This is a genomic window from Ruegeria sp. AG7, assembly GCF_056541545.1.
This window is the reverse complement of sequence record NZ_JBQFYP010000007.1, coordinates 183,665-202,273: the sequence shown is the minus strand read 5'-3', so window position 1 is coordinate 202,273 and position 18,609 is coordinate 183,665. Positions and strand designations below refer to the sequence as shown.

The following is an 18,609-nucleotide window of genomic DNA, read 5'->3' as shown; positions in this document are numbered from 1 at the left end:
TTTACCCTTGTCAGGCGCACGCTAGACTACGCGCATGACGGAATTTACAGTATCATTGGCCGCTTTTGCGGCAGGGCCGATTTCTACGTCGTCTCAGGCGCGAATCGTCACATCGCTATCTGTTCTTGACTGGGTCGCTGTGGGCCGGGCAGGCGCGCGCGAACCCGTCTCAACCACGGTTCGCGACATGATACTTTCCGAGGGCGGGAACCCTCAGTCGCATCTCTTTGGCGGCGGCCCGGCGCCGCTACGTGGTGCGGCGTTGGTGAATGGCACGGTGTCTCACGCGCTGGATTACGATGACACGCATTTCGCCCATATCGGGCATCCTTCCGTCGCCATTTTGCCTGCAGCCCTTGCGGTGGCCGAATGGGATGACCGTATTCTTGTCGACTTTCTCGAAGCCGCTTTGGTGGGTATGGAAACCTCAATCCGAATTGGCTTGTGGCTGGGGCGCGGTCACTATCAGGCAGGGTTTCACCAGACGGCGACATCCGGTGCCTTTGGGGCGGCAGTCGCTGTTGGCCGTTTGCTGGGTTTTGACGCAAACCAGATGCGAATGGTTCTGGGTCTGACGGCGACGCGTGCGGCGGGGCTGAAGGCGCAGTTCGGAACCATGGGCAAGCCGTATAACGCCGGACTTGCCGCTTCAGCAGGGGTCGAGACGGCCTTGCTGGTACAGCGCGGTTTTCAGGCCAACGCCGACGCGCTGGAGGGTCCTTATGGATTTGGGGCAACGCATCAAGGTGCAGCGGATCAAACTGCTCTGGATGGGTTGGGCGATGAATGGCTGTTTGAAACGGTCAGCCACAAGTTTCACGCCTGTTGCCACGGTCTTCACGCCGCGCTGGAAGCCGCGCGGGAGTTGGACATAGCGGAGCCAGAGGTCGCCGAGATCCGGATTAAGACTCATCCGCGCTGGATGAGTGTGTGCAATCAACTGTCACCGACAACCGGACTGGGGGCCAAGTTTTCCTATCGGACAGTGATCGCGATGCAGGCGCTGGGATATGATACGGCTTTGCCAGGTAGTTTCACCGACAAGGTCTGCGTCGACCCGCGTATAACGTCTTTGCGCGACCGCATCACGGTCGAGGCAGATGACAGCCTGTCAGAAACGCAGGCGCATCTGTCCCTGCTGCGTCGCGATGGCATTCGCCGCGAAGCGACGCATGATCTGCTGAACACAGTGTCGTTGTCGGACCGTGAGGATCGCGTGCGCGACAAAGCGACCAAGCTGATCGGTGCGGATGAGGCGGACACGATCTGGTCGATGCTGCGCACTGGGGGACGTGCCCGCGATCTGGCCGAACGTATGGCGGGTTAAGCCACGCACCAGTGCAACGGAAAGCCCGGGTCAAATACAGTCACTGGTCCATCGCCTGTTTCAATCTTTGAGGGATACGAAACGGGCTCACCCTTGGTCAGGGTAATCATATCCTGGTTCACCGGTAAGCGATAGAAACCCGGCCCGTTGAGCGACACGAAGCCTTCCAGCTTTTCCAATGCACCTTCCCGGTCAAACATTTCAGCCACCAGAGACATGGTGTTGGTCGCCGTAAAACAGCCCGCACAGCCACAAGCCATTTCCTTGTTTGCATCCGTGTGCGGGGCACTGTCCGTGCCCAGAAAAAACCGCGCATCGCCCGATGTTGCGGCGGATAGCAGGGCCAGACGGTGTTCCTCGCGCTTGGCAACAGGAAGGCAATAGTAATGCGGTTTGATGCCACCAACTAGGATATGGTTGCGGTTGATAATCAAGTGATGCGCCGTGATCGTTGCACCCAGATCAACCGCGTTGGCTTTGACATAATCCACACCATTGGACGTGGTGATATGTTCCATCACAACACGCAGGCCCGGAGTCGATCTGCGGATCGGATCCAGAACACGGTCGATGAATACGGCTTCGCGGTCAAATATGTCGATCTCCGGATCCGTCACCTCGCCATGCACACACATGGGCAGGCCGATTTCGGCCATCTTCTCAAGCACCGGGCGCACTTTGTCGAAGTCGCGCACACCCGAGGCGGAGTTGGTGGTAGCCCCGGCAGGATACAGCTTGACGGCTTTGATCAGACCGTTGGCATGGGCCGCTGCGACATCTGCGGCATCTGTATCTTCGGTCAGATACAGGGTCATCAACGGCTCGAACGTCATACCATCGGGCAGAGCCGCCATAATGCGGTCTCGATAGGCGGCGGCCTGATCGCCGCGCACAACCGGCGGTACAAGGTTCGGCATAATGATCGCACGGGCGAAATGGCGCGCGGTTTCGGGCAGGACGGCCTGTAGCATCGCGCCATCGCGCAGATGCAGATGCCAGTCGTCGGGGCGGCGGAGCGTAAGGGTGTCGGTCATGGCCTTCCGCTAGCATAGCTGTTGCGAAAGACCAACTGCGTCCGCGCAAGGCACAAAAAAAATCTTGTCAACCGACCTGAACGTAGTAGCTCTGTCCAAGGTTGAGGCCTTGACGCCCAGACACTTGCATGACCTGTTTATCCCTAAAGCAGAGAGGGGTTCCATGACACAGCCAGATTCCATCGATGCCGTGCAGCAGATGCTGGGTCGTCAGGGCTATGTCTGCGGTCGTGCCCTTGCGACGGTTGTGTTCCTGTCGCTGAAGCTTGGACGCCCGTTGTTCCTGGAAGGCGAAGCAGGGGTTGGAAAGACCGAGATCGCCAAGGCTCTGGCATCCGGGTTGAACCGGCGCCTGATCCGGTTGCAGTGCTACGAAGGGCTGGATGCGTCGTCAGCTGTTTACGAATGGAATTTTCCGGCGCAGATGGTCGCGATCCGAACGGCTGAGGCCGCGGGTGGGGCCGACCGGGGCGCGTTGCAGACTGAACTGTTCTCGGACGAATACCTGATCGAACGCCCCTTGTTGCAGGCGATGCGCCCGGACGAAAACGGAGCGCCAGTTCTGCTGATCGACGAATTGGACCGGACCGACGAACCGTTTGAAGCGTTTCTGCTCGAAGCGCTCAGTGACTTTCAGGTCACCATCCCCGAACTTGGCACTATAAAAGCACCTGAACCGCCCATCGTGATCGTCACCTCGAACCGGACGCGGGAAGTGCACGATGCTCTCAAGCGCCGTTGCCTCTATCATTGGGTCGATTACCCCAACTTCGAGCGTGAGCTCGAAATCCTGCACGCCCGTGCGCCTGAAGCTGCGGAAGCACTCAGTCGCGAGGTTGTAGCCTTTGTTCAGCGTTTGCGCACCGAGGATTTGTTCAAGAAACCCGGTGTGGCCGAGACCATCGACTGGGCGAAATGCCTGTTGGCGCTGGATGTGATGAACCTCAGCCCCGAGGTGATCGGGGATACGCTGGGTGCGATCCTCAAATATCAGGACGACATTCAAAAACTTCAGGGGTCCGAGGCAAAACGCATCCTCGACGAGGCCAAGGCCACGCTCGAACCGGTCTGATGTTTCATCTTTTTCCAAATACTCCGGGGGTATGGGGGCAGAGCCCCCGTAACGTCTGATGGCCGAACAACTTCCGCTGGATATACCCGACAACCCAAAGCTGGCGCACAACATCACCCATTTTGCCCGCGCGCTCAGAAAGGCTGGGCTGCCAATCGGACCCGGTCGTGTGATCGACGCTATTCGTGCCGTGCAGGCGGCAGGTTTTTCCGAGAAACAGGATTTCTACTGGACCTTACACGCCTGTTTCGTGAACCGCCCGGAACACCGCGTGATTTTTGCGCAAGTCTTCCGAATGTACTGGCGAGACCCGCGTTACATGGAACACATGATGGCGATGATGCTTCCTGCAATTCGGGGCGTTCAGGAAGAACGCAAGGCCAATGCCGGTGAAAAGCGCGCGGCTGAGGCGCTGCTGGACGGGGTTGAGCGTGATTTGTCAGACGCTACCGGGCAAGAGGAAGGCGAAACCGAGATCGAAATCGACGCAACCCAGACCGCCTCATCCGAGGAACGGCTGCGCAATCTGGACTTCGAGCAGATGAGCACGGCCGAAATCGCGCAGGCCAAGCGCGTATTGGCGCGGATGACACTGCCAGTAAAGCCAATTGAATCACGCCGCGGGCAGACCAGCCATCTGGGGCACCGCATCGACCGTGCCCGCACATTGCGCGCGGCCATGCGGCAAGGGGGTGAGTTGCGCGAAATTGCCAGGCTACAGCCCAAACTACGCTGGCCAAATCTTGTCGCACTTTGCGATATTTCCGGCTCGATGAGCCAGTACAGTCGGATCATCCTGCATTTCCTGCATTCAGTGTCCAACGCCAAGGGAGCGGGTTGGGCCAAGGTCCATGCCTTCACATTCGGCACACGCCTCACCAACATAACGCGCCACCTGCACCAACGGGATGTAGACGCGGCACTTGCCGCAGCAGGGGCCGAGGCGCAGGATTGGGAGGGCGGCACGCGTATCGGAGAGTGCCTGCATCAATTCAATAGGGACTGGTCACGCCGGGTGATGGGGCAGGGGGCGGTTGTTCTGTTGATCACAGACGGGCTCGAGCGGGGTGATCCCGAGCTCCTCAGGAAAGAGATCGAGCGTCTGCACCTGTCCTCAAAACGCCTGATCTGGTTGAATCCCTTGTTGCGTTGGGACGGGTTCGCGCCCAGGGCGCAAGGGGTTGCCGCGATGCTACCGCATGTTGACAGTTTTCGCGCAGGGCATTCGATTGCCTCACTCGAAGACTTGGCCGCAGCGATTTCACAACCCGACGATGAGGGGCAGAAAGCACGGCTGATGGCCGCGCTTTCCGACTAGCAGCTTACGACAGCTGTTCTTCATTGCACTTGCGGGCCATCTCCATGGCTTTGTAAGTGCCTGTCAGATCGACGGTGAAGGCGTAGGATGTCTCGGGAAACACGATCATGACCTTCTTCTTGGCCAGATCATCCGCGAACTGTGGGCTGTCCGACAGAACATAACCACCGGAATAGCCTTTGGTGATGTTACCTTTCATGCCGGTCGCTTCACCCAGATATATGTTGTCGCCCAGCAGGATGGCGACTTCTTGCGTCTCGCCACGTTTGATATCGGTTTCAGCCTTGGTGAAGATGCCGACATATCCCACGCCACGATCTTCGGTCAGGCCCATCTGAACGACGTTTTCCGCATCATCCACCGCCTCGATCAGGCAGGATTTCTTTTCAGTGTCGATGAAGACTTTCCAGCCTTCAACCTCTCCATAGCGTTGGAATGTGTCAGCCCACGCTGCGGTTGAAGTCAAAAGACCAACTGCCGCGCCCAATGCAAGAATACGTTTCAACTGCATGTCTCCGATCTATGATTTGTATGGTATGCAAGCCAGACCTGAAGTCGGTTGCCTGCACAGGCTAGAACTCGGGTCACAAACAATCAATGCTATGATTTGTTGAATATGGCTCGGGCAATGGCGTTGCCTTATGGGGTTCAATATAGACCTTTTGGTAAGCCTGATGCGCTTTTCATCACGCAATTCCCGCTTATGTTGGTGTCATAGGTCATCCGGAGGTTCCGATGGAACGATTCGACAACAGTCCTGAAACGGCGCTTGACTGGCACCGCAGCGGGCGCGGCGCGGCGCTCGCTACAGTTGTCGAAACCTGGGGCAGTGCACCGCGGCGGGTGGGATCCCAATTGGTGATTGGTGGCGATGGTCGGATAGAAGGTTCCGTTTCTGGTGGATGTGTCGAAGGTGCTGTTATCGTCGAGGCGCTTGAAGCCATTGATGAAGGCGAAGCGCGTTTGCTTGAATTCGGGATCAGTGACGACGATGCTTTCGCGGTTGGTTTGGCCTGTGGGGGGACTATACGCATTCTTGTCGAACCCATAGGAGAAGTCCTGCCCGAATCTATGTTGGCGGAACTGGTTGCCGCTCGGGCCGCTCGTGAGCCCGTTGCCTACGAAGTCAATGTCGAGACCGGGCGCAGGGCGTTGCGCCGCAATGCTTATGCCGACAGGCTGCGTATGGATCGGTCAGGGTTCGAAGAGGATGGCCAGACCTTTGTCGCAGTGCACAACCCGCCGCTGAGGTTGCTGGTTGTTGGGGCGGTTCACATCGCGCAGGCTTTGGTGCCGATGGCGCGGATTGCGGGCTATGATCCAACCATTATCGACCCGCGTGACGCCTTCGCGTCCAGTGCACGTTTTCCCGGTGAAACGATCCTGACGGATTGGCCGGATGAAGCCGTTGCGAAGCTGGGACTGGACGCGCGGACCGCTATTGTCCTGCTGACACATGACCCAAAACTTGACGATCCGGCGCTACAAGCCGCATTGGACGCCGATGTGTTCTATATTGGTGCATTAGGGTCAACACGCACCCATGCCAAGCGCATTGAGCGTATGAAAGCGGCCGGTTTCACCGATGCGCAAATCTCTGGCATTCATGGGCCCATTGGCTTGGATATCGGGGCCGCCGGTCCCTCGGAAATCGCGGTTGCGATACTGGCGCAAATCACTGCAGTTCTTCGAGGGAAAGTATGAAATTTGGGCCTGTGCCGTTGTCCCGGGCAGAGGGGGCCATTCTGGCGCATTCGGTTACAGCGGATGGGCGAAAGCTTCGCAAGGGGCTTGAATTGCGCTCGGAACATGTGGCGCAACTGATAAAGGCCGGTCTAAGCGAGGTCATTGTTGCCCGACTGGATTCCGGTGATTGCCATGAAGATCAGGCGGCACGTAAGCTGGCGTCTGCGCTGGCACCTGATCCAGCATCAGCCAACTTGCGGGTTACCGAGGCATTTACCGGGCGGGTAAACCTTTTGGCCGATGGGCCCGGGGTTGCCGTGCTTGATGTTCACGCACTTGAAATGTTCAATCTGGTCAATCCGATGATTACCGTTGCGACCGTTCCACAGTACCAGCAAATGGGGGCGAACGGCATGATGGCGACCATTAAGGTCATCTCATATGCCGTGCCAGAGGCTGATGTTCAGCGTGCCGCCGGTCTGGCACAAGGAGCTGTGCGTCTGGCGCGGCCTGTTCATCGGACAGCCGGTCTTGTTGTAACGGAAATTCCCGGTGGTCCACCGAACGAAAAGGGGATTGCGGCCATTCGGGGACGGGTCGAGGCATTGGGAATGGAGCTTGCGGAGGTGCAGATTGTTCCGCATCGAACGGATTCCTTGACCAGCGCGATTTCTAAGGGGAAGGGCGATCTTCTGATGATATTGACGGGTTCGGCCACCTCGGATCCCAACGATGTCGCACCGTCGGCCGTTCGGCTGGCTGGCGGGACGATTGATCGCTTTGGTATGCCGGTTGATCCGGGAAACCTGCTGTTTCTTGGGGACTTGCAGGGCCGACCTGTGATCGGCTTGCCGGGATGCGCGCGCTCTCCGGCGTTGAACGGGGCCGATTGGGTGCTGTCGCGTGTCGCATGCGGGATTGAAACAACAGGTGCAGATATTGCCGGAATGGGGGTTGGCGGATTGTTGAAGGAAATCCCGACCAGACCTCAGCCGCGGGCGAAAAGAAACGACTGACCGCCGCCAAGGTCCGCGATACGGCGTATCACACCGTACTTGCGGCCAATGTACTATTGATATTCTAGGGTTTTCTCATCCTTGGCAATACGCCGGGTCGCCAATACGCGCCGGTGTCCTCCCGGGCTTTTTGAAACTGTTCGACCCTATCCCGTGCGGCGTCTCCTCCTGCATCAAAGAGATGTCCGAGCAGGCATTCCAGAACCGCCATCGCGCCAGAAAAGCTAGAAAACGGATGTAAAGTGCGGGTGCTGACGGGCAGAACGACATCCGGGTTGACGCCGGGTGCAATCACCTCGCTATCCGACAGCAACACAATCTTCATGGCCCGGTCGCGGGCAAAACGCATCGAATGGATCGTATCTGCGGAATAGGGATGGACGGTGATGGCAAACAAACAATCCTCGGACGTGGCCTCGACCAGGTCATCGACAGCCGAGCCCATGTGTCTTGGTATCAGCTGTAATCCGGGATGGGCCATGCGGCCGGCGTAGTGAAAATAATAGGCCAGCGCATGACTGGACCTTGTGGCGGTCACATAACAACGACGTGCAGACACCATGTATTCAACGGCACGCTTGGCCAATTGCGGCTCCATCAGGCGCAGGGATCGGGACACAACATTCATCTCATTGCGCGCAAATCTGGCCTGTGCGTCATTGAAAGGGTCTTGTCTGGGTGACGTGGTTAACCATTCCTGACCAATCCTGTCTTCACTGTCGGTTGTGAGAGCAAGGCGAAATGGGTGGCGAAAGGCGTCAAAACTGTCGAAACCCATACGCTGCGCCAGTCGAACAAGAACACTGGTGCTGATGCCGATCCGGTCGGCTGTCGCTCGGACCGGGTTCAGGCCGAAATCACCTGGATGGTCGATGATATATTTCGCTGCGACTTGCATCTGCGCAGGCATTCCGTCGATCTCGCGTCGGATTTGGCTGGTCAAGGCTGTAAGGGTGGGTGTCATGTCGAAAAGAAACATATGTTTTCTTTTGTGTAAATTGAAAACATCATCCAGCGAATCTAACTGAGGGCAAAGACTTGGGTGGTGCTATGACATCAATAACAACTGACAGCTCGGACAGGCCCTACATTCTAGTTGCGCCAAACGGTGCCCGGCGGAACGCGTTGGATCATCCCGCCTTGCCACTCAGGATTGATCAGATCGTCATATCTGCGCGGGATTGCCATGCCGCAGGTGCGGATGGGTTGCATCTGCATATTAGGGATGCAGACGGACGGCATTCACTGGACGCCGGATTGTACCGGGAAACGCTTGCGGAATTGCAGCGCGAGGTTCCAAAAATGGAGCTACAGATCACGACCGAAGCTGCCGGGCAGTTCGACGTGGCATCGCAACTGGACTGTTTGCAAAAGGTGCGACCTGAATGGGCATCAATCTCGGTGCGTGAAATCGCCCGCGATCTGAACCTTGCGCCCAGGGTCTATGCACTATGTGCGGATCAGGGCACACGGGTTCAGCATATCTTGTATGATACTGAGGACGCACGTTTACTGGAACAGTGGCTCGCTTTGGGCATCGTACAGGCGGATCAGACAGATCGTTTGCTTGTTCTGGGGCGATACAGCGATGGCCAGCAATCTGTGCCTGCCGATCTCGACGCCTTTCCAGAATGCCCGGCCCGTTGGATGGTGTGCGCCTTTGGAACGCAAGAACATGCCTGTCTGGCTGAGGCTGCGCGACGCGGTGGTGACGTGCGGGTTGGGTTTGAAAACAGTCTGACGGGGCCGGATGGCAGGCCGTGGGCAGATAGCGCGGCTTCGGTCGCTGCATTAGTCGAATTGCTTGGAAGGGCACAGAAATGAGTCATGTTTTCCCACGTCACACGAAATCGGACCTTCCTGTCGCGGTTGGCGGCGATGGCTGTTATCTGATCGATGCAAAGGGCAAGCGTTACCTGGATTGCGGTGATGCGGCGGTATCTTGTCTGGGCCATTCGAATCAGGCCGTGATCCAAGCGGTACAGCAGCAGGTGGAACAGATTGCCTTTGCACATACAGGGTTCATGACATCAAAACCGGCTGAGGCTTTGGCCGAATTGTTGATCCGGCACGCGCCGGGGGATCTGGACCGGGTGTATTTTGTTTCGGGCGGGTCCGAGGCGACCGAGGCGGCAATCAAACTGGCGCGCCAGTATTTCCTTGAAATTGGTCAGCCTGAACGGCGTCACGTTATCGCGCGAAAGCAAAGCTATCACGGCAACACTTTGGGGGCTTTGTCCGCAGGGGGTAACGCATGGAGACGGGCACAATTCGCCCCGATGCTGATCGAGATGACGCATATCTCTGCCTGCTACGAATATGCTGAAAAACCGGAAGACGAGAGCAGCTTTGACTATGGTCAGCGTGTGGCCAATGAACTGGAATCCGAAATCCTGCGGCTGGGCCCTGATACTGTCATGGCATTTATGGCCGAACCAGTGGTTGGAGCTACCCTTGGCGCAGTCCCTGCGGTTGAAGGGTACTTCAAGCGTATTCGCGAGATCTGCGACCACTATGGTGTGTTGCTGATTTTGGATGAGGTGATGTGCGGTATGGGCCGAACCGGTCACCTGTTTGCCTGCGATCATGACGACATCGCCCCGGATATTTTGTGTATCGCCAAGGGGTTGGGGGCCGGATATCAACCGATTGGAGCCATGCTGTGTACCGGCAAAATCTATAACGCGATCCGCGACGGATCAGGGTTTTTCCAACATGGACACACCTATGTCGGTCATCCGGTCGCCACAGCCGCCGCATTGGCGGTAGTCCGTGAGTTGACCGAACGGGATTTACCTGCGCGTGCCGGGGTCATGGGCAACAAGCTGCTATCCGCCCTCGAGGCTGCATTCGGACAGCACCCGAACGTGGGAGATATCCGTGGGCGCGGGTTGTTCCGTGGTGTTGAACTGGTCGCTGACCGCGACAGCAAGGCCCCTTTTGATCCATCACGTGGCATCGCAGGTAAGGTGAAAAAGGCAGCACTGGCCGAAGGGTTGATTTGCTATCCCATGGCTGGCACGCGGGATGGCCGGAACGGCGATCATGTCCTGCTGGCGCCGCCCTTTATTATTGAAGAGGAACAGATAGGCGAACTCGTCAGCAAACTGGAACGCGCCCTTTCTGCTGTGCTTTGACATTACCGTGAGCGCACTGTTCGCCCGCAGCTTATTTGTTAATGTCGCGGGAGAAGTATCTGAAAAGGCGAAATCAATAGTGCTGGATATTTGGCGCAGTTTCCGTGCGCTTCCCCTTTGGGTGCAGATCTGGGTGGCCGTAATATTGGTGCCGGTTAATCTGGTTCCGCTTGCTTTCCTGGATCAGCCACAAGGGATGCTCATCGCTGTTCTGGCGATTACCGGTATGGCGCTGAACATACACATCATGGCGGTTGCGCGCGGGATGAGTGGCGCGATGGCCTTGCCGCACATTCTGTGCTGGATTCCACTAGTTGTCATTGTCGCGCTATTATTGTTCTCCGATGCGACCCTGAGCACTGCTTTTGTCAAGTTTCTTTGGGTGCTTCTGATCGTTGACGTAATTTCCCTGCTTTTCGATTTCAGGGATGCGGTCAACTGGTTACGAAGCAGACGCGCGACCTGTACAGAAAAAGCCCCTTCGGCAGCGAAGGGGCTTTGATCGTTTTGGTCTTTAAAGCATATTACTTATGCGGAAGCGGACCGATCATCATGACCATCTGACGGCCTTCCATCTTCGGCATGTTCTCGATCTTGCCGACCTCTTTGATGTCTTCGGCCACACGCTCCAGCAATTCGCGACCCAGGTTCTGGTGTGCCATTTCACGGCCACGAAAGCGCAGGGTGACTTTGACTTTGTCGCCCTTTTCCAGAAACTTAAAGACGTTCTTCATTTTGACGTCATAGTCATGCGTATCGGTGTTCGGTCGGAATTTGACCTCTTTCACTTCGATGACTTTTTGTTTTTTGCGCGCTTCGTTTTCGCGTTTTTGCGTTTCGTACTTGTACTTGCCGAAATCCATGATCTTGCAGACCGGTGGGTTCGCATTAGGCGAGATTTCGACTAGATCAAGACCTGCATCTGCGGCCATCTGCATGGCTTTGGCGGGATGAACCACCCCGACGTTTTCACCTTCGGCACCAATCAGCCGAATTTCGGGGGCACGGATTCTTTCATTTACGCGCGGGCCGGTTTCACGTTGAGGCGGCGCGTTGTGAGGTCTGCGAGCTATGGGTTCATTCCTTTGATGATTGCAGAATTTCGAGCCCGGAATTTAAACCGGGCGAGACCGCACTTCAAGCGGCATAAATACAGGGTAATGCGAAAAAACTTGTTTTCTGCCGGTGTTTTTCGCGTTCAGGGCGGCAAAGCCCTGAACGCAGGGTTGCTTTAGCCGACAAAGGCTTTTTCGATCACGAACTCCTTGGGTTCCGAGTTGGCGCCTTCACGCAAACCAAACCCCTCGAGAATTTCCTTAATATCCAGGTTGAAAGCCAGCGAACCGCAGACCATTGCACGGTCGGTTTCAGGCTTGATGCCGCCATCAATACCCAGATCGGAAAATACGGTGCCATCCTGAAGAAGGGTGGTGATGCGGCCCATCTTGGGGCTCTCCTCCCGTGTGGTGGTCGGGTAATAGCGGATCTTGTCGGCAAATCCTTCACCGATCAGTTCGGCCAACAGTTCGTCCTGACGGATGCTGTCGATCAGCTGACGGCCATATTCCAGCTCTGCCACTTCGCGGCAGGTGTGGGTGATGATGACCTCGTCATAATCCTCATAGGTCTGTGGTTCACGCAGCAGCGAGGCAAAAGGTGCAAAGCCGGTGCCGGTTGCAAAAAACCACAGGCGTTTGCCGGGCAGCAGGGCGTCATGCACCAATGTGCCAACCGGTTTGGGACGCAAGATGATCTGATCACCCGGTTTGATATGTTGCAATTTCGACGTCAGCGGGCCGTTCTGAACTTTGATCGAATAAAACTCCAGCTCTTCATCCCACGAGGGCGAGGCGATGGAATAGGCGCGCAGCAACGGCTTGCCGTTGTCACCCAGCAGACCAATCATCACAAATTCGCCCGAGCGGAACCGCAACGAGGCCGGGCGCGACACCTTGAAAGAAAACAGGCTGTCGGTCCAGTGTTTGACGTCGGTTACGGTTTGCGCGTCCGGAAGGACGGGGACTTTTACTGCGGTTGCTTCGCTCACGGGCTTCATCTCTGTCATCGTTTACCTGCCGGTCTGCTAAACCGACATCTCCGTTTAATCTTTGATCCAAGTCAGGAAAAGGGGACAGATTGCCCCCTTTGCGTCACAGGCTGGCAATCGCGGGATCAGCCGCGCAGGCGGGCCTGATAGTTATTCTCTTTCCAGTTCGCGCGGGCCAGCCACTGATCTTCGGGTTGGCGGTCTGCCAGTTCTCCGTCGATCTCGACCTCGTCAAAGCCGCTGCGGCGCGCCATGGCGTATTGATCGGCAAGCACATGCCCTTTGGCGCGCAGCCGGCCTTTGTAGCCCTTCAGGCGCAATGTGCGGGCGATGGTAAATCCGCGACCATCTGCGAAAGACGGGAAGTCTACCCGAACCAGCCTGGTGCCGCCCAGCCGGTCAAACAGTTCGTCCGGGTCTGTCTCGGAACTGACGTCCAGCGCGACCACGTCATTGGCGGCGTCATCCAGAGTGACAAAGCCGTCGGTCCAATCATCAGGCGAAAAGCCTTCATCCGTTACGATTACGTTCATGTTTTCTCTCCGACGCGCATCATCTTGCCATCGACAAAATGGATGCCGCATTCTTCCTTGTTTTGGTCGCGCCAGCGTCCGGCGCGGGGGTCTTCGCCCTCTTTGACCGGCGAGGTGCAGGGCGCACAGCCGATCGAAGGGTATCCTTTGGCCACCAGCGGGTGCCGGGGCAGGTTGTTTTCTTCCATATAGGCCCGCACATCCTCGGGCGCCCAATGGGCGAGCGGGTTGACCTTGATCCGGCCTGTACCATCCTCGACCTCGAAGAATTCCAGCGCGGCGCGCGTGCCGGCCTGAAATCGCTTGCGTCCGGTTATCCAGCCATCGAACCCCACCAGTGCTTTTTGCAGCGGGAACGTCTTGCGCAGGTTGCAGCACGCGTCCGTGTCGCGCAGGCGCAACGCACCGTATGGGTCTTCGCGCTCAACTTCTGCATCCTCGGCCCGGATGATGCGAATGTTGGTAAGCCCTAGACGCTCGCTCACCTCCTGCTGGTACTCCAGCGTTTCGGTGAACAGCATTTGCGTGTCCACGAAAAGAACGGGCGTTGCCTTGTTCACCACCGCCGCCATGTGCAAAAGAACGACAGATTCCGCACCAAAGCTCGAGACCAGAGCAAGCTCATCGATCTCTTCAATTGCACCATGCATGACATCATGAGCGCTGTGGTGCCGGAACCGGGCATTCAGGTCTTCGACACGTTCAGTCAGTTCGCGTCTGTCCCGGCCCAGTTCCGTCTGGATCAGGTCAAGCGGCATTTGCTCGGGCCTCGGGGTAGAGGGCGTCTTTGAACGGCGCCATGCCCACCCGGCGATATGTTTCCAGGAATGTCTCCTCTGCGCTTGCACGCTGGTTCAGATAGGTGTCGACAATGCGCTCAACGGCAGGAACGATTTCGTCATAGGCAAAGCCCGGACCGGTGCGATCACCAATCGCCGCAGTCTCGGTCGCATCGCCACCCAAAGTGATCTGGTAGTTTTCCACGCCTGCGCGGTCCAGACCCAGAATGCCGATATGGCCGACATGGTGGTGACCGCAGGCGTTGATGCAGCCTGAGATCTTGATCTTCAGGTGGCCGATGTCATGCTCGAGCTTCAGGTCCTCGAACCGCGTCGCAATTTCCTGAGCAACCGGGATCGAACGCGCCGTCGCCAGCGCGCAATAATCCATGCCGGGGCAGGCGATGATATCGCTGATCAGACCGATATTGGCGGTTGCCAGTTCGTATTCCTTCAGCTTGGCGTGGATCGCGGGCAGGTCCGATTTGTGGACATGCGGCAGGATCACGTTCTGCTCGTGGCTGATGCGCAGCTCGTCATAGGCGAACCCTTCGGCCAGATCGGCCATCACGCGCATTTGCTCGGCAGTTGCATCGCCCGGCGTTGCCCCATGCTTTTTGATCGAGATCGTGACAATCGCATGGTCCGCGTCCTTGTGCGGCGCGATGTTGGTATCGACCCACGAGCGGAAAACCGGATCGTTGGTATAGGAGCTTTCAAACGATGCGACCGAAGCTTGGCGGAATGCAGGCGGTGCAAAGTGGTCCTTGATCTCTTCCAGCAGGTTCATGTCCGCGCCTTTGAACTGCGGGCGGACCTTCAGGAAACGTTCGTTGACCTTGGCGCGGATAGAGTCGATGCCATGTTCGTGCACGGTGATCTTAATACGTGCTTTGTACTTGTTGTCGCGGCGACCAATCTGGTTCCATACGGAAACGGTGGCTTCCAGATAGGCCAGCAGGTCGTCAAAGGCGACGAACTCGGACAGTTCCTTGCCGATCATGGGCGTACGGCCAAGGCCACCACCAACAATGACGCGCGCGCCAAGAACGCCGTCACGCTCAACCAGTTGCAGGCCGATGTCATGCGCCTTGATCACGGCGCGGTCGTTTTCACTACCAGTGATGGCGATCTTGAATTTGCGCGGCATAAACTGGAATTCCGGGTGGTCGGTCGACCACTGGCGCAGCAATTCGGCGTAAGGGCGGGGATCAGCGACCTCATCCGCGGCGGCACCAGCAAAGTGGTCGGCGGTCACGTTGCGAATGGTGTTGCCCGAGGTCTGTATGGCGTGCATGCCAACCTCGGCCAGCGCGTCCAGCATATCCGGCACGTCGCTCAGCTTTGGCCAGTTGTACTGGATGTTCTGACGCGTGGTGAAATGGCCATAGCCTTTGTCCCACTTCTCGGCCAGCAGCGCCAGTTGACGCATCTGCGCACTGTTCAGCGTGCCATAGGGAATGGCGACACGCAGCATGTAGGCGTGCAGTTGCAGGTACAGCCCATTCATCAGGCGCAGCGGCTTGAATTCGTCTTCGGTCAACGAGCCGTCAATGCGACGCTCGACCTGGGCGCGGAACTGCGCGTTACGTTCTGCCAAAAATGCTGTGTCGAACTCGGAGTAGCGATACATGTCTAGCTGTCCTTGTTTGCAGCCCCGAACCTAGGGGCCTTGAAGGGGAGAGATATGGCCAGAGGTCAGGCCCGGGGCTGCGGGGAAGTTTCCTGTTTGCCGTGGGCATAGTTGGACGGACCAGTCCGGCGGAAATCTTCCCGAAAATGGGTGGGCTCGGGGCCGTTCTTGCCAGCAACGGCATCGGCCAGATAGGCGCCAACGACTTTATTTGCCTGACGCGCCGCATCCAGCAGACGCACCTGTGCATGTGCTTCGTCAGTGATCAGTTCCGCTTGGGACAGATCACGTGTCCAACTGTCATCTTCGGTCTGGTAAATGACGTCACCTACCAGCAAATCATTTGCGGTGACGACTTTGGGGGTAAAAGCGCGGGCCATCAGGCAAGCTCCTTATTGAATTCGGTTACGGCCTGCGCCGCTTCGCGCGGGGCAAGGCCATAGAATGTCAGGGCCGGTCCGTCCAATTCGGCGGCGGCCAGGTCGGCGGGCAGTTGATCCAGTGTGGTGGACAGTATCCGTTGGTTCGGGCGCGAGGCGTTTTCGACCAGCGTGACAGGGGTGGCGCGATCGGCGCCATGCATGATCAGGCGACCCTGGATAAAGCGGGCAGATTTCTTGCCCATATAGATCGCAGCAACCGAACCAGCCCGTGCCAGGGCATTCCAGTCATGATCGGCAAAACCTTTCATGTCGTGCCCGGTCAGGAACCGCACCGAGGAATTTCGACCGCGTTGAGTCAGGCTTTGGCCGATGACAGCCACTGCGGCAGAGGCCGCTGTGATACCAGGAACGATCTGCCACGAAATGCCAGCCGCCTCGACGGCCTCGATCTCTTCATCCAGACGGCCAAAGACAGTGGGATCACCGGACTTCAGGCGGACCACGCGGTTACCATTCAGGGCATATTCGACCAAAAGCGCGTCAATATCACTTTGCTTCCAGGATGGGCCGAACCCGGCTTTGCCGACATCAACCAAGGCGGCGCTTTGACCGGCTATGTCCAGAACGGGTTCACTGATAAGGCGGTCATGCAGCACAACATCAGCCCGCTCAAACGCGGTCAGCGCCTTGAGCGTCAGCAACTCGGGGTCGCCCGGACCTGCGCCGACAAAGTCGACATGTCCTTTGGGGCCTGTTGTGCGAACGTCCTGCATTGGATCATCTCGGGTGTGGTTTGACTTGACCCTCAATATAGGAAATATTCCCACCAAAGCGCCATATGGACGCTCAAATAAGGACAAATGTTCCATCAATGATAAATTTTGGAACGAAAACTTCGATGTGGAAGGAAAATTGGAATGTCGGTGCGGATAGATGATACGGATCGGAAAATTCTGGCCGAGCTGCAACGCGATGCAGGGCAGTCACTGGACGAAATAGCGGCTCGGGTCGGCAGTTCAAAGACGCCTGTCTGGAATCGTATACGCAAGCTCAAGAGTGCAGGAATAATAGGTCAGCAAACGGTTTTGCTGGATGCCGAAGCGCTCGGGTTTGAAGCGACTTTCTTTGTTTTGATCCGCACATCGGAACACGAGGCTGAGTGGCAGCGCAAGTTCCTTAAGGCGTTGCGTGATCACCCCGAGGTGCAAGAGGCGCATCGGCTGGCAGGTGACATTGATTATATACTCAAGGTTCGGGTCAAGAACGCGCGCGCCTATGATCAATTCTACCAGTCGCTGATATCGGAGGTGCGAGTGCACAACGTGACCGCGCTTTTGTCGATGGAAGAAATCAAGTCCACAACGATGCTTCCCCTCAACGCATTGGTTGAAGGGGCGTAAAAGGCAGGTGCTTCCAACGCCGGATCGAGCCGCGCCTTATACAGGTCAGACCTGAACCATTAACCGTTCCAAACCATGGAAGTGATAGCTGTCTGAATAGGTTGGCTCTGTAGCGAGCCGCAGGTTCGGGCAGCTATTGAACAGAATGGGCAGGGCTATGCGCATTTCCAACCTTGCCAAAGGGGCGCCGACGCAGAAGTGGATGCCTCCGCCAAAACTTGTGTTGACCTCAATCGAGCGCGTCGGAACAAACCTTTCGGGTTCATCCCAGACAGCAGGGTCGCGGTTTGCAGCGCCAAGCAATAGTGCGACCTGATCACCGCGCCTGAACGAATGCCCAAATATGTCAACGTCTTCATACGCATAACGTGTGAACATGTGCAAAGGCGGGTCATAGCGCAGAATTTCTTCAATCGTTGCGTCGATCTGGTCCGGTGCCAGAACGCCGGGGCTGGTATAAGTTTGCAACAGAGTTTTCACACCGTTCGCCAGCGAATGCACAGTTGCTTCGTGACCTGCATTCAGCAGCAAGATGCATGTTGCGACCAACTCGTCGATGGTCAGCTTTTCACCTTCTTCCTCGGCGCTGATAAGCCGGGTGATCAAATCGTCACGGGGATCATTGCGTCGCTGGTTAATGTATCCCAACAGGAAATCCGTGAACTCCTGAGACGACTTGGCCGCCTTATCCTCGGTCGCCTGCGTCCGGTTGGCCTGATACATGGCGACCATGTCATGCGACCACTGCAACAGGTTGGGTGCCATGTCTTCGGGAACGCCCAGCAGTCGGCAGATGGTTCTCACCGGGACCTGCGTGCAATAGGCACTCAACAGGTCGAAAGGTGTATTCGGAAACGTCTCGATAAGACTGTGGCATAGCGATTCAATGGAAGGCTGCAATGCAGAAATTTCCCGCGACGTGAAAGCGCGCATGACAAGCGCTCTCAGGCGGGTATGTCGCGGGGGTTCAGCTTCAAGCAGCGAGTGGGCTTCGATAGCCAGCCAGGGGGCCAGATGGGCAGGGCCCTGTGTCGCGCATTCAGGCGGAACTTCCCGCCCAAACCGGCGGTCGCGAAGAAGTGTCCGCACCGCCTGACAGGACGTTGCAGCAACCATATTGTAGTCGCGCCAATAGAACAGATCACCAGCAGTGCGGGCATGATCATAGAAAGGGTAGGGGTTCTGAACGAAACCCGGATCTGTCGGGGATTGCGAGAATGACTTCATGCGACGCACACTTGCCA

19 protein-coding genes and 1 pseudogene are annotated in these 18,609 nt (G+C 57.1%); 9 read left to right on the top strand and 11 right to left on the bottom strand.

All coding sequences use genetic code 11. The features are described 5' to 3' along the window. Positions 1-34: 34 nt before the first annotated feature. Entirely contained in the window at positions 35-1,327 is a 1,293-nt protein-coding gene (locus ACR0BF_RS11915) for an MmgE/PrpD family protein (protein ID WP_480624976.1), read from the top strand. Here ACR0BF_RS11915 and pyrC read toward each other — a convergent pair. Beyond that, positions 1,324-2,361: a dihydroorotase gene (gene pyrC / locus ACR0BF_RS11910; protein ID WP_480472481.1), complete on the bottom strand. Its 1,038-nt coding sequence runs from the start codon at positions 2,359-2,361 to the stop codon at positions 1,324-1,326. The two genes, ACR0BF_RS11915 and pyrC, sit on opposite strands and share 4 nt — an antisense overlap. A 163-nt stretch (positions 2,362-2,524) precedes the next feature. Between pyrC and ACR0BF_RS11905 the strand changes: the two genes are divergently transcribed. Continuing rightward, complete coding sequence (locus ACR0BF_RS11905) at positions 2,525-3,433, top strand: AAA family ATPase (protein ID WP_480553362.1); 909 nt, start codon at positions 2,525-2,527, stop codon at positions 3,431-3,433. A 58-nt stretch (positions 3,434-3,491) separates the two neighbouring features. Continuing rightward, positions 3,492-4,751, top strand: a complete 1,260-nt coding sequence (locus ACR0BF_RS11900; protein WP_480624975.1) for a vWA domain-containing protein — start codon at positions 3,492-3,494, stop codon at positions 4,749-4,751. A gap of 4 nt (positions 4,752-4,755) precedes the next feature. Here ACR0BF_RS11900 and ACR0BF_RS11895 read toward each other — a convergent pair whose 3' ends face one another. Then, positions 4,756-5,262, bottom strand: a complete 507-nt coding sequence (locus tag ACR0BF_RS11895; protein ID WP_480472487.1) for a hypothetical protein — start codon at positions 5,260-5,262, stop codon at positions 4,756-4,758. A 224-nt stretch (positions 5,263-5,486) separates the two neighbouring features. On the opposite strand from ACR0BF_RS11895, the gene ACR0BF_RS11890 reads away from it, so the two are divergent. Together ACR0BF_RS11890 and ACR0BF_RS11885 are read left to right on the top strand one after the other, a co-directional pair. After that, on the top strand, positions 5,487-6,455 hold the full coding sequence (locus ACR0BF_RS11890; protein WP_480624974.1) for an XdhC family protein: 969 nt from the start codon (positions 5,487-5,489) through the stop codon (positions 6,453-6,455). Continuing rightward, on the top strand, positions 6,452-7,453 hold the full coding sequence (locus ACR0BF_RS11885) for a molybdopterin-binding protein (RefSeq protein WP_480624973.1): 1,002 nt from the start codon (positions 6,452-6,454) through the stop codon (positions 7,451-7,453). Before ACR0BF_RS11890 ends, ACR0BF_RS11885 begins: the two co-directional genes overlap by 4 nt. Positions 7,454-7,517: 64 nt before the next feature. Here the strand turns inward: ACR0BF_RS11885 and ACR0BF_RS11880 are convergent, their stop codons facing one another. After that, entirely contained in the window at positions 7,518-8,432 is a 915-nt protein-coding gene (locus tag ACR0BF_RS11880; protein WP_480624972.1) for a MurR/RpiR family transcriptional regulator, read from the bottom strand. 71 nt (positions 8,433-8,503) lie between these two features. Between ACR0BF_RS11880 and ACR0BF_RS11875 the strand changes: the two genes are divergently transcribed. The 3 genes from ACR0BF_RS11875 to ACR0BF_RS11865 are packed head-to-tail and all read left to right on the top strand — an operon-like array spanning position 8,504 to position 11,092. Next, positions 8,504-9,277 (top strand): beta-keto acid cleavage family enzyme, encoded by a 774-nt coding sequence (locus tag ACR0BF_RS11875; RefSeq protein ID WP_480624971.1) that lies wholly within the window; start codon positions 8,504-8,506, stop codon positions 9,275-9,277. Beyond that, positions 9,274-10,590, top strand: coding sequence for an aspartate aminotransferase family protein (locus ACR0BF_RS11870; RefSeq protein WP_480624970.1), 1,317 nt, complete (start codon positions 9,274-9,276; stop codon positions 10,588-10,590). The genes ACR0BF_RS11875 and ACR0BF_RS11870 overlap by 4 nt, the downstream gene beginning before the upstream one ends. Before the next feature lie 7 nt (positions 10,591-10,597). Further along, the gene (locus ACR0BF_RS11865; protein WP_480624969.1) at positions 10,598-11,092 is read left to right on the top strand and encodes a hypothetical protein; all 495 of its coding nucleotides are present in this window, start codon (positions 10,598-10,600) and stop codon (positions 11,090-11,092) included. Positions 11,093-11,114: 22 nt separating this feature from the next. Here ACR0BF_RS11865 and infC read toward each other — a convergent pair whose 3' ends face one another. The 7 genes and pseudogenes from infC to cobA all read right to left on the bottom strand — a co-directional run. Continuing rightward, entirely contained in the window at positions 11,115-11,576 is a 462-nt protein-coding gene (gene infC, locus ACR0BF_RS11860; protein WP_480481680.1) for a translation initiation factor IF-3, read from the bottom strand. 245 nt (positions 11,577-11,821) lie between these two features. Next, a complete protein-coding gene (locus ACR0BF_RS11855) occupies positions 11,822-12,655 on the bottom strand; it encodes a ferredoxin--NADP reductase (protein ID WP_209504075.1) in 834 nt (277 codons plus the stop codon). A 107-nt stretch (positions 12,656-12,762) separates the two neighbouring features. Further along, positions 12,763-13,170, bottom strand: coding sequence for a DUF934 domain-containing protein (locus ACR0BF_RS11850; RefSeq protein ID WP_267365587.1), 408 nt, complete (start codon positions 13,168-13,170; stop codon positions 12,763-12,765). After that, entirely contained in the window at positions 13,167-13,928 is a 762-nt protein-coding gene (locus ACR0BF_RS11845; RefSeq protein ID WP_480553372.1) for a phosphoadenylyl-sulfate reductase, read from the bottom strand. Before ACR0BF_RS11845 ends, ACR0BF_RS11850 begins: the two co-directional genes overlap by 4 nt. After that, complete coding sequence (locus ACR0BF_RS11840) at positions 13,918-15,582, bottom strand: nitrite/sulfite reductase (protein WP_480624968.1); 1,665 nt, start codon at positions 15,580-15,582, stop codon at positions 13,918-13,920. The genes ACR0BF_RS11845 and ACR0BF_RS11840 overlap by 11 nt, the downstream gene beginning before the upstream one ends. A 65-nt stretch (positions 15,583-15,647) precedes the next feature. Then, on the bottom strand, positions 15,648-15,962 hold the full coding sequence (locus tag ACR0BF_RS11835) for a DUF2849 domain-containing protein (protein WP_480472509.1): 315 nt from the start codon (positions 15,960-15,962) through the stop codon (positions 15,648-15,650). Beyond that, a pseudogene (gene cobA, locus ACR0BF_RS11830) lies at positions 15,962-16,708 on the bottom strand (uroporphyrinogen-III C-methyltransferase); the annotation flags it as partial. The pseudogene cobA and the gene ACR0BF_RS11835, both read right to left, overlap by 1 nt. Positions 16,709-16,882: 174 nt before the next feature. On the opposite strand from cobA, the gene ACR0BF_RS11825 reads away from it, so the two are divergent. Further along, positions 16,883-17,365, top strand: a complete 483-nt coding sequence (locus tag ACR0BF_RS11825; RefSeq protein WP_480472511.1) for an Lrp/AsnC family transcriptional regulator — start codon at positions 16,883-16,885, stop codon at positions 17,363-17,365. Positions 17,366-17,410: 45 nt separating this feature from the next. On the opposite strand, the gene ACR0BF_RS11820 is transcribed toward ACR0BF_RS11825, so the two are convergent. After that, complete coding sequence (locus tag ACR0BF_RS11820) at positions 17,411-18,592, bottom strand: cytochrome P450 (RefSeq protein ID WP_480472513.1); 1,182 nt, start codon at positions 18,590-18,592, stop codon at positions 17,411-17,413. Positions 18,593-18,609: the final 17 nt, after the last annotated feature.

Excerpts from the sequence above, each read along its gene's own strand:
- ACR0BF_RS11915 (WP_480624976.1), top strand. The coding sequence starts at position 35 with ATGACGGAATTTACAGTATCATTGGCCGCTTTTGCGGCAGGGCCGATT.
- pyrC (WP_480472481.1), bottom strand. The coding sequence starts at position 2,361 with ATGACCGACACCCTTACGCTCCGCCGCCCCGACGACTGGCATCTGCAT.
- ACR0BF_RS11905 (WP_480553362.1), top strand. The coding sequence starts at position 2,525 with ATGACACAGCCAGATTCCATCGATGCCGTGCAGCAGATGCTGGGTCGT.
- ACR0BF_RS11900 (WP_480624975.1), top strand. The coding sequence starts at position 3,492 with ATGGCCGAACAACTTCCGCTGGATATACCCGACAACCCAAAGCTGGCG.
- ACR0BF_RS11895 (WP_480472487.1), bottom strand. The coding sequence starts at position 5,262 with ATGCAGTTGAAACGTATTCTTGCATTGGGCGCGGCAGTTGGTCTTTTG.
- ACR0BF_RS11890 (WP_480624974.1), top strand. The coding sequence starts at position 5,487 with ATGGAACGATTCGACAACAGTCCTGAAACGGCGCTTGACTGGCACCGC.
- ACR0BF_RS11885 (WP_480624973.1), top strand. The coding sequence starts at position 6,452 with ATGAAATTTGGGCCTGTGCCGTTGTCCCGGGCAGAGGGGGCCATTCTG.
- ACR0BF_RS11880 (WP_480624972.1), bottom strand. The coding sequence starts at position 8,432 with ATGTTTCTTTTCGACATGACACCCACCCTTACAGCCTTGACCAGCCAA.
- ACR0BF_RS11875 (WP_480624971.1), top strand. The coding sequence starts at position 8,504 with ATGACATCAATAACAACTGACAGCTCGGACAGGCCCTACATTCTAGTT.
- ACR0BF_RS11870 (WP_480624970.1), top strand. The coding sequence starts at position 9,274 with ATGAGTCATGTTTTCCCACGTCACACGAAATCGGACCTTCCTGTCGCG.
- ACR0BF_RS11855 (WP_209504075.1), bottom strand. The coding sequence starts at position 12,655 with ATGACAGAGATGAAGCCCGTGAGCGAAGCAACCGCAGTAAAAGTCCCC.
- ACR0BF_RS11850 (WP_267365587.1), bottom strand. The coding sequence starts at position 13,170 with ATGAACGTAATCGTAACGGATGAAGGCTTTTCGCCTGATGATTGGACC.
- ACR0BF_RS11845 (WP_480553372.1), bottom strand. The coding sequence starts at position 13,928 with ATGCCGCTTGACCTGATCCAGACGGAACTGGGCCGGGACAGACGCGAA.
- ACR0BF_RS11840 (WP_480624968.1), bottom strand. The coding sequence starts at position 15,582 with ATGTATCGCTACTCCGAGTTCGACACAGCATTTTTGGCAGAACGTAAC.
- ACR0BF_RS11835 (WP_480472509.1), bottom strand. The coding sequence starts at position 15,962 with ATGGCCCGCGCTTTTACCCCCAAAGTCGTCACCGCAAATGATTTGCTG.
- ACR0BF_RS11825 (WP_480472511.1), top strand. The coding sequence starts at position 16,883 with ATGTCGGTGCGGATAGATGATACGGATCGGAAAATTCTGGCCGAGCTG.
- ACR0BF_RS11820 (WP_480472513.1), bottom strand. The coding sequence starts at position 18,592 with ATGAAGTCATTCTCGCAATCCCCGACAGATCCGGGTTTCGTTCAGAAC.